This window comes from Nocardia barduliensis (assembly GCF_013315795.1).
In the GTDB taxonomy this organism is placed as follows: Bacteria; Actinomycetota; Actinomycetes; order Mycobacteriales; family Mycobacteriaceae; genus Nocardia; species Nocardia barduliensis.
The window spans coordinates 1-1,111 of record NZ_JABLTE010000265.1; the positions used below are offsets into that span (position 1 = coordinate 1).

1 protein-coding gene is annotated in these 1,111 nt (G+C 64.0%); it reads left to right on the top strand.

All coding sequences use genetic code 11. The annotated features are described in order from the left end of the window. Window positions 1–1,111, top strand: a 1,111-nt coding sequence (locus HOV91_RS39105) for a cytochrome P450 (RefSeq protein WP_174190187.1), incomplete at both ends; no start/stop codon positions are given.

Genomic DNA, 1,111 nt, shown 5'->3' on the forward strand with positions numbered 1-1,111 from the left:
GAGGCGCCGCTGTATCACAACCCGGATCTGGGATTCTGGGCGTTGTCGCGGCATGCGGATGTGACGGGGGCCTTTCGGGACAGTGCGCGGTTGTCGAGTGCGAATGGAGTGTCGTTGGATCCGGCGGCGTGGGGACCGCACGCACATCGGGTGATGTCGTTTCTGGCGATGGACGATCCGCGGCACATGCGGATGCGGCGATTGGTGTTCAAGGGTTTCACTCCGAAACGCGTCGCGGAGATGGAAGATCGGATCCGGGAGCTGACGCTGTCGTATCTGGACCCTGTGCTGGCCGGTGGGGCCTTCGACTGGATCGATGAGGTGGCGGGCAAGCTGCCGATGGACGTCATTTCCGAGTTGATGGGGGTTCCGGCGGCGGATCGGGTGGAGATCCGCCGGTTGGCGGATCTGGTGGTGCACCGGGAAGACGGCGTGCTGGATGTTCCGGTGGCGGCGGCGGAGGCGTCGATGAAGCTGCTGGTCTATTACGCGGAGATGGTGGCCGAACGTCGGCGGGCGCGGCGGGAGGATCTGACTTCGGCGTTGCTGGATGCGGAGATCGGCGGCGACCGGCTGTCCGACGAAGAGATCATCGGGTTTCTGTTCTTGATGGTGGTGGCGGGGAACGAGACCACCACGAAATTGCTGGGCAATGCGCTGTATTGGGGTGCGCGCAATCCGGGGGAGTACGCGAAAGTCGTCGCGGAGGCGGATCTGGTGCCGGATTGGGTGGAAGAGACCCTGCGCTATGACACCTCCAGTCAGATGATCGCGCGGACTGCCGCAGAAGAACTCGGCTATCACGGTGGCGTGATTCCGGCGGGGGCGAAGGTGCTGTTGCTGATCGGTTCGGCCAACCGTGATCCGGAAGTGTTCGACGACGGTGACAGTTTCCGGATCGATCGTGGCGATATCTCGGGTCTGGCCAGTTTCGGTGCGGGGGTGCACTTCTGCCTGGGCGCGCACCTGGCGCGGCTGGAGGCCACTGTCGCCTTGCACGAGTTCAGCTCCCGGGTGCGGTCCTACGAGGTCCTGGAATCCGGGATCGCGCGTGTTCATTCGTCCAACGTGCGTGGCTTCGCGCACCTTCCTATCACCGTGGAGACCCGAT